This is a genomic window from Nitrospirota bacterium, from assembly GCA_016178585.1.
In the GTDB taxonomy this organism is placed as follows: domain Bacteria; phylum Nitrospirota; class Nitrospiria; order JACQBW01; family JACQBW01; genus JACOTA01.
This window is the reverse complement of record JACOTA010000076.1, coordinates 1-5,320: the sequence shown is the minus strand read 5'-3', so window position 1 is coordinate 5,320 and position 5,320 is coordinate 1. Positions and strand designations below refer to the sequence as shown.

The following is a 5,320-nucleotide window of genomic DNA, read 5'->3' as shown; positions in this document are numbered from 1 at the left end:
GGCTTTTCAGGCCTTATTCACGCTATCAAATATCAACGACCGGCCATCATGAAGAACCTTCAATCCATTCTCGGGATCTTTTGGCCTTCTGACCGGCTTGCAGTTTCATTCACCACGTAACTTTTTACGAGACCATCAATAGTAAGCAATTTGGAAAAATAGAGCCTGTGAAAGAAAATAATACCTTATCTTTTCGCGGGAGATTTGGACCCTTATTTTATTCCTCAATCCAATGGAAATATGTTCTCAGCGTCGGCGTCATGATGGTTATTGTTTCTCTGACCTCAATTTATTTGACAATAACATTTAATGCGCCCGATGGTTTGTTGTCTCATCATAATATTATTCTAACGGTTGATGCTGAAAGAAATATAAAACAGGCTAGTGTTAAAATCGATCTTCTGGATCCATCAGGCAATAAAATTCAAACAATTCCAGGAATTGTCATTGATGCAAATGGACTGGTATTAACGAATTTAAGCGATTTAAATAATGCCGATTCAGCGCGGGTTAATTTTAAAGACGGGACAACCTTGCCTGTCGTTGGAGTTCAGACGGATGAAAAAAGAAATCTTGCCATATTAAAAATCAGTCAAAAGAATCTAGTTTCCGTAAAAGTTTCCGGGCCAAAGGGAATACAAGTTGGAGACCGCTTTCTTCACATATCAGATCCAACAGACCCATCCCTGACTGCTAACCATGTCACGGTAACTCATTTATTGTCACCTCAACAAAACGATAAAAAAGAACAGCAGTTCATTCAAATAACAAGTCAAAAACCGATAACTCAAAAGGGAATCTTGGTTAATTCAGACGGAGAAACCATTGGAAAAGTGATCAATGGCGAAGGAATGGTCGGCTCCGCGGTTACGTTTGATTTGAACGAAGCCTTTGCCCCATCTGAAAATTTTATCCCAATATCTTTAATCGGAAAATAGCATTTTCATTTGGTGGTTCCGCGCCCGATGATAACGCTCCACTGAGTTATTTTTCATTCGTTATTTCTTTTTAAAATGACGTTTTGAGATGGAAATGGAATCTCGATGCCTTCCTGGTCAAAAAGCGTTTTGGCCTGTTCATAGAGGTCAAACTCTATCTTTTTCGCATCTAACCCATTACCACACCAAATTCGCAAGGATACCGTTATACTGTAATCTCCCAATTTCGTTACAGGACAGTCAACCGCCTCAAGAACCAGTGGATGCCTTTTAGCCAGGTCAAGAAGGATCTGCCGGGCTTTTTGGATATCCGATTGGTAGCCAATGCCAAAGGGAATCGTCGTAATCAATCGGGGATCCTTTGTCGTCAGATTGATCGTGACCTGACTTGCCATGGAACTGTTCGGGAACACAATTCTCCGGTTATCAAAGGTTTTCAGGACCGTATAACCAAGGGTAACACTCTCCACTTCTCCGGTTTCCGTTTGATTAAAAGTATAAACCTGCAATCTGTCACCCACGTTAAACGGTCTATAAAGAAGAAGGGAGACCCCGGCAATCAGGTTTCCAAGAGTATTCTGTGCGGCGAGGGCGACAATTACGGAAACAATGCTGACTCCGGTGAGGAGAACGGTTCCGATCGAACGAAGTTCGGGAATCAGGTGCGCATACAACGTCGCCATCACCAAATAAAATCCGATTCGAAATAATTGAGTTATAAAGGCAAGGGTCGTCCGGTCAACCAGGTCATTTTCGCCTCTATAAAATTTCTGGAGTTGGCCGGAGGCGAACCGAATCGCTCTGCCACCCAGCCAGGCAAGGATTAGAAACACAAAACCGTAAAAAATGGCTCCAGGAAAGGTTTCGGGTTTGATAAATTCGCTTTTCAAAATTCTTTCGATAAAGGCCATTTTTTAAAACTCCTCCCTTCATGCTTAAAACCTGAAAAACCAATCTCATAACCCTTCATGAATAATATCTTTCATTTCTGCCTCGACTTTTGACCTGAAGACCTGATCGCCGGCAAAAGCTTCCCTCGCTTTAGCCAATTCTTTTAAGGCCTTTTCAATCTGATATCCGGACCGATAAAATTGAGCAAGACTCCAAAGGGCTTCCTTTGTGCGTCCCATCGACGCATATAACGCGCCGAGTTTGAAAAAAATCCTCGGATCGTTCGGCCGCAATAAATTGGCCCTTTCATAATGTGCAAGAGCAACCTCCTTATTTTTCTCAACCTCCCCAATAAACCCTAAAATCATCTCCGCTTCTCCATTCGCGGAATCCAGAGTTGCGCTCAGCGAAGCTTCGGACCTGGCCTGAGGAATTTGATTGAGTTTGAAAAAAGCGTAAGCCAGAGTTGAATGAAAGAATGAGTTGTTCGAACCGGTTCCGATTGCGTTTTGCAATTCAACGACCGCCTCCCGAAGCCGGTCATTATTTAACAGGATTAAACCTGTCAAATAATGTTTTTCTTCCTCTGACATCCCTTTTTTGAAAGGATCGAGAAAAAACTCGGAAGGAGGTTTATTAGGATTGTTTTCTATTCCAACCAGAGCACGAATCCGGTCCCAGTCTAAAGAGACTGGTTTGGCGTCGGCCGGGGGAGGAGGAAGCCCCCTGATCAACATTTGCATCGTTGCCTCCCGTTCACCCACTGCGGGATGAGTCGAAAAGTAGGCCGGAACAAGGGAGGGATTATATTTTTCGTAAGCTTCAAGTGTTTTAAAAAAATGATACAAACCCTCTGGATGATACCCGGCCTGATTAAGGAACCGGAGACCGACAGAATCGGCTTCTCTTTCATGTTCACGGCTAAAGGAAAGGCCCAATGACTCAGCGGTAAGCGCTCCGGCAATGGCGGCGCTCGGCTCCCGTGTTAATAGAGCCGCCACAATGCCGGCGACATTCGCCAAAGCAGCCCCTTTATTTTCTTGGAAAAAATGATCCTTTGTCACGTGTCCGATTTCGTGAGACAAAACCCCTGCGAGTTCCTCGACGCTGGTCATTCTCGAAAGAAGGCCGTCAAACACAAAGATATACCCGCCTGGGACGGCGAACGCATTGGGAACTTCATTTTTAACAACCAGAAAATGGTAATTTTGAGGGTTCTCTCCGTTCGCCAAAAGAATCGACCGACCCACTCTGGTGACCGCATCAATGACGTCGGGGTTTTGAACAAAAGTGAACTGTTTCCGGGCTTCACTCAGAAATTCTTTACCCATTTTCTTTGACCGGGTTTCATCGTCAGGAACAGAAAGCGGAGGAAGTGTGGCTTCCTGCCGGGTCTGCCCGGGAAAAGACGCACAATCGACCAGCGCAAACAAAACGACGGTTCCGAATAATATTCGCAGAAAAGATTTCTCACGTTTAAAAACCAAAATTACCCTTTATTTTAGAGGTCCGTATGTTTACAATTTTTGATTGGTTATTTTATAAGATAGGGCGGTTTCGAAAATGAAATTTGGCATTTCACAGCTCTTTCGAAGTTTGAGGTCGAAATGAATTCCCAGGAGCTCGTTGGTCGCCACGATCTCGCCCGTCTCCATTTTTTTCAATCGATGAAGAATCCGGACTTTTTTAGAAGTAACCTCAAGTAACACCGTCTCAATCAAAACCGAAGTCCCGGCCAACAACTCATGCAGATACTTTGTAAGGCTTTCAAGAACGGCGAACCCCTTCCCTGTCTCCTGGACATAGCGGGGCGTCACACCTATCGCCATTAAAATTTTCCAGGTCGCCTGATCAAACTTCTCGGCATAGTACTTGATATTCATATGGCCCATATGATCGATTTCAGATGGTTCAACCTGTCCTCTATAGGTTTCAAAAGCGGCGGTCATTCAATTTTCCTTCCTTAACGACCTCAACAGGTCGTCGGATCAGACGGGTCCATCGCAAGGACTTTTTCAAACTGTTTTATGCGGTCGGATTTTTCCAAAAATCTTTCCTCCTGATTTCCCGCGCCTCTAATTTTCGTCAAAATGCCAGAACAAAAACAATTTGTGCGTTATCGATTTTTTCAGGATGACTAAACCCTTTATCTTCCAAGTCGGTCGTATATTCAAGATAAGTTTTAAAATTTCGAAGGAAATAATGGGTAAGATTTAACGTCAACGCGTTGGCGTTAAGTCCGGGTTTTTGGGCCACCTGAACCCTGTTATACATCAGGACGCCAATCCATTCCGGGCCGGCATAATACACCGCTTCGATAAAACCCCCGTTGATCTTGAGAGAATCCCCCGGATCACTTAAAAAATCGGGATTTTGATCTTCCCCAAATAGCCATTGAGCCTTCAAATCCAACGGAATAAGCCAGCGATTGATCCGGATATCGGGCCCTGCCCGATAGAACCGATTTTTAAATTTAGTGTCCTTATCCTGGTCCTCTCCGTAAAGGCCATAAAAGCCAAGAGAAAGAGACTCTTTTTTAAAATTTAAGCGCAAAAAGGGATCCTTAAAACTGTTATTATCAAAATTCTCCTTACTGTCAGTCAGCCCAATACCATTCCCGTTAACCAAACCTAAATCGATTTCAAACCACTCTGATGAAAACATGAACGCCCCGCCTCGATGATACGTCAGATCAAAATTACTGCTGCTGACAGACGTTTTGTAAATCGTAATATCCTGATGGGTTAATCTTAATTCCCTGGAATAAACAAAATCGGTCACCTGAAATTGGCCCAGCATAAAATCAAAAGGGTGGCTGCCAACATTATTGAAAAAAAGATAGGCATCCTCCAGTCCCACGATCGTCGCGTCTTCATCGGCTAAAAAATAGGTATAAAAGGTAATATCCTTTTTCAGGTATCCGAAAATAAATAATTTGACCAGGGAAGGAAATCCGACATCCGAATGGGTATTCGTATCGTTCCGGTACGATATAGCGCCATCAACCCTGGCCGCAAAATTTAAACTGGGTTCCAAAAACAATTTTTCGTCCCCTGTCTTTACCGCTTTATCCCCGACGTCCTGGCCCGGCATTTGAAAACCATTATCTCGAAATGTTTCTCCAAAAGCGTTCAGGGAAGGGAACCCTGAATGGCACATCGCACAACTCGTACCAAATTTTCTGGCAAACCCCGGGTTGGCTGAAACGGTTGAAACGAAATTAAGGGAGACAAATAAAAAAATTAAAACAAAAAAATGTTTATTCATTCATATTCCTCTATTTAGATTCGTTATTGAAACTCTTGTGATTATTCATACCATATTTACTCTATTTTTCGCTATTTTTAAAAATTTTTGTAACTACTCAGGTCTCCCCCGCCTAAAGTAAGGTTTCATTTTTTGCTGGACTTCCAAATCCATATATGGCATATTGTCTCCTATGCAAGAGACAATCGCATGCCAGGGTCTCCATTTGGATGTTGCCAACCTGT

5 protein-coding genes are annotated in these 5,320 nt (G+C 43.2%); 1 reads left to right on the top strand and 4 read right to left on the bottom strand.

What is annotated here, in order from left to right:
• The first annotated feature begins 167 nt into the window (after positions 1-167).
• The gene (locus tag HYR79_12010) at positions 168-938 is read left to right on the top strand and encodes a trypsin-like peptidase domain-containing protein (GenBank protein MBI1822423.1); all 771 of its coding nucleotides are present in this window, start codon (positions 168-170) and stop codon (positions 936-938) included.
• A gap of 53 nt (positions 939-991) precedes the next feature.
• Here the strand turns inward: HYR79_12010 and HYR79_12005 are convergent, their stop codons facing one another.
• The 4 genes from HYR79_12005 to HYR79_11990 all read right to left on the bottom strand — a co-directional run bounded on the left by HYR79_12005 (position 992) and on the right by HYR79_11990 (position 5,096).
• Positions 992-1,849, bottom strand: a complete 858-nt coding sequence (locus tag HYR79_12005; GenBank protein ID MBI1822422.1) for a mechanosensitive ion channel family protein — start codon at positions 1,847-1,849, stop codon at positions 992-994.
• Positions 1,850-1,894: 45 nt separating this feature from the next.
• Positions 1,895-3,316: a M48 family metalloprotease gene (locus tag HYR79_12000; protein ID MBI1822421.1), complete on the bottom strand. Its 1,422-nt coding sequence runs from the start codon at positions 3,314-3,316 to the stop codon at positions 1,895-1,897.
• A gap of 30 nt (positions 3,317-3,346) precedes the next feature.
• Positions 3,347-3,778, bottom strand: a complete 432-nt coding sequence (locus HYR79_11995) for a thioesterase family protein (protein ID MBI1822420.1) — start codon at positions 3,776-3,778, stop codon at positions 3,347-3,349.
• 136 nt (positions 3,779-3,914) lie between these two features.
• On the bottom strand, positions 3,915-5,096 hold the full coding sequence (locus HYR79_11990; protein MBI1822419.1) for a hypothetical protein: 1,182 nt from the start codon (positions 5,094-5,096) through the stop codon (positions 3,915-3,917).
• Positions 5,097-5,320: the final 224 nt, after the last annotated feature.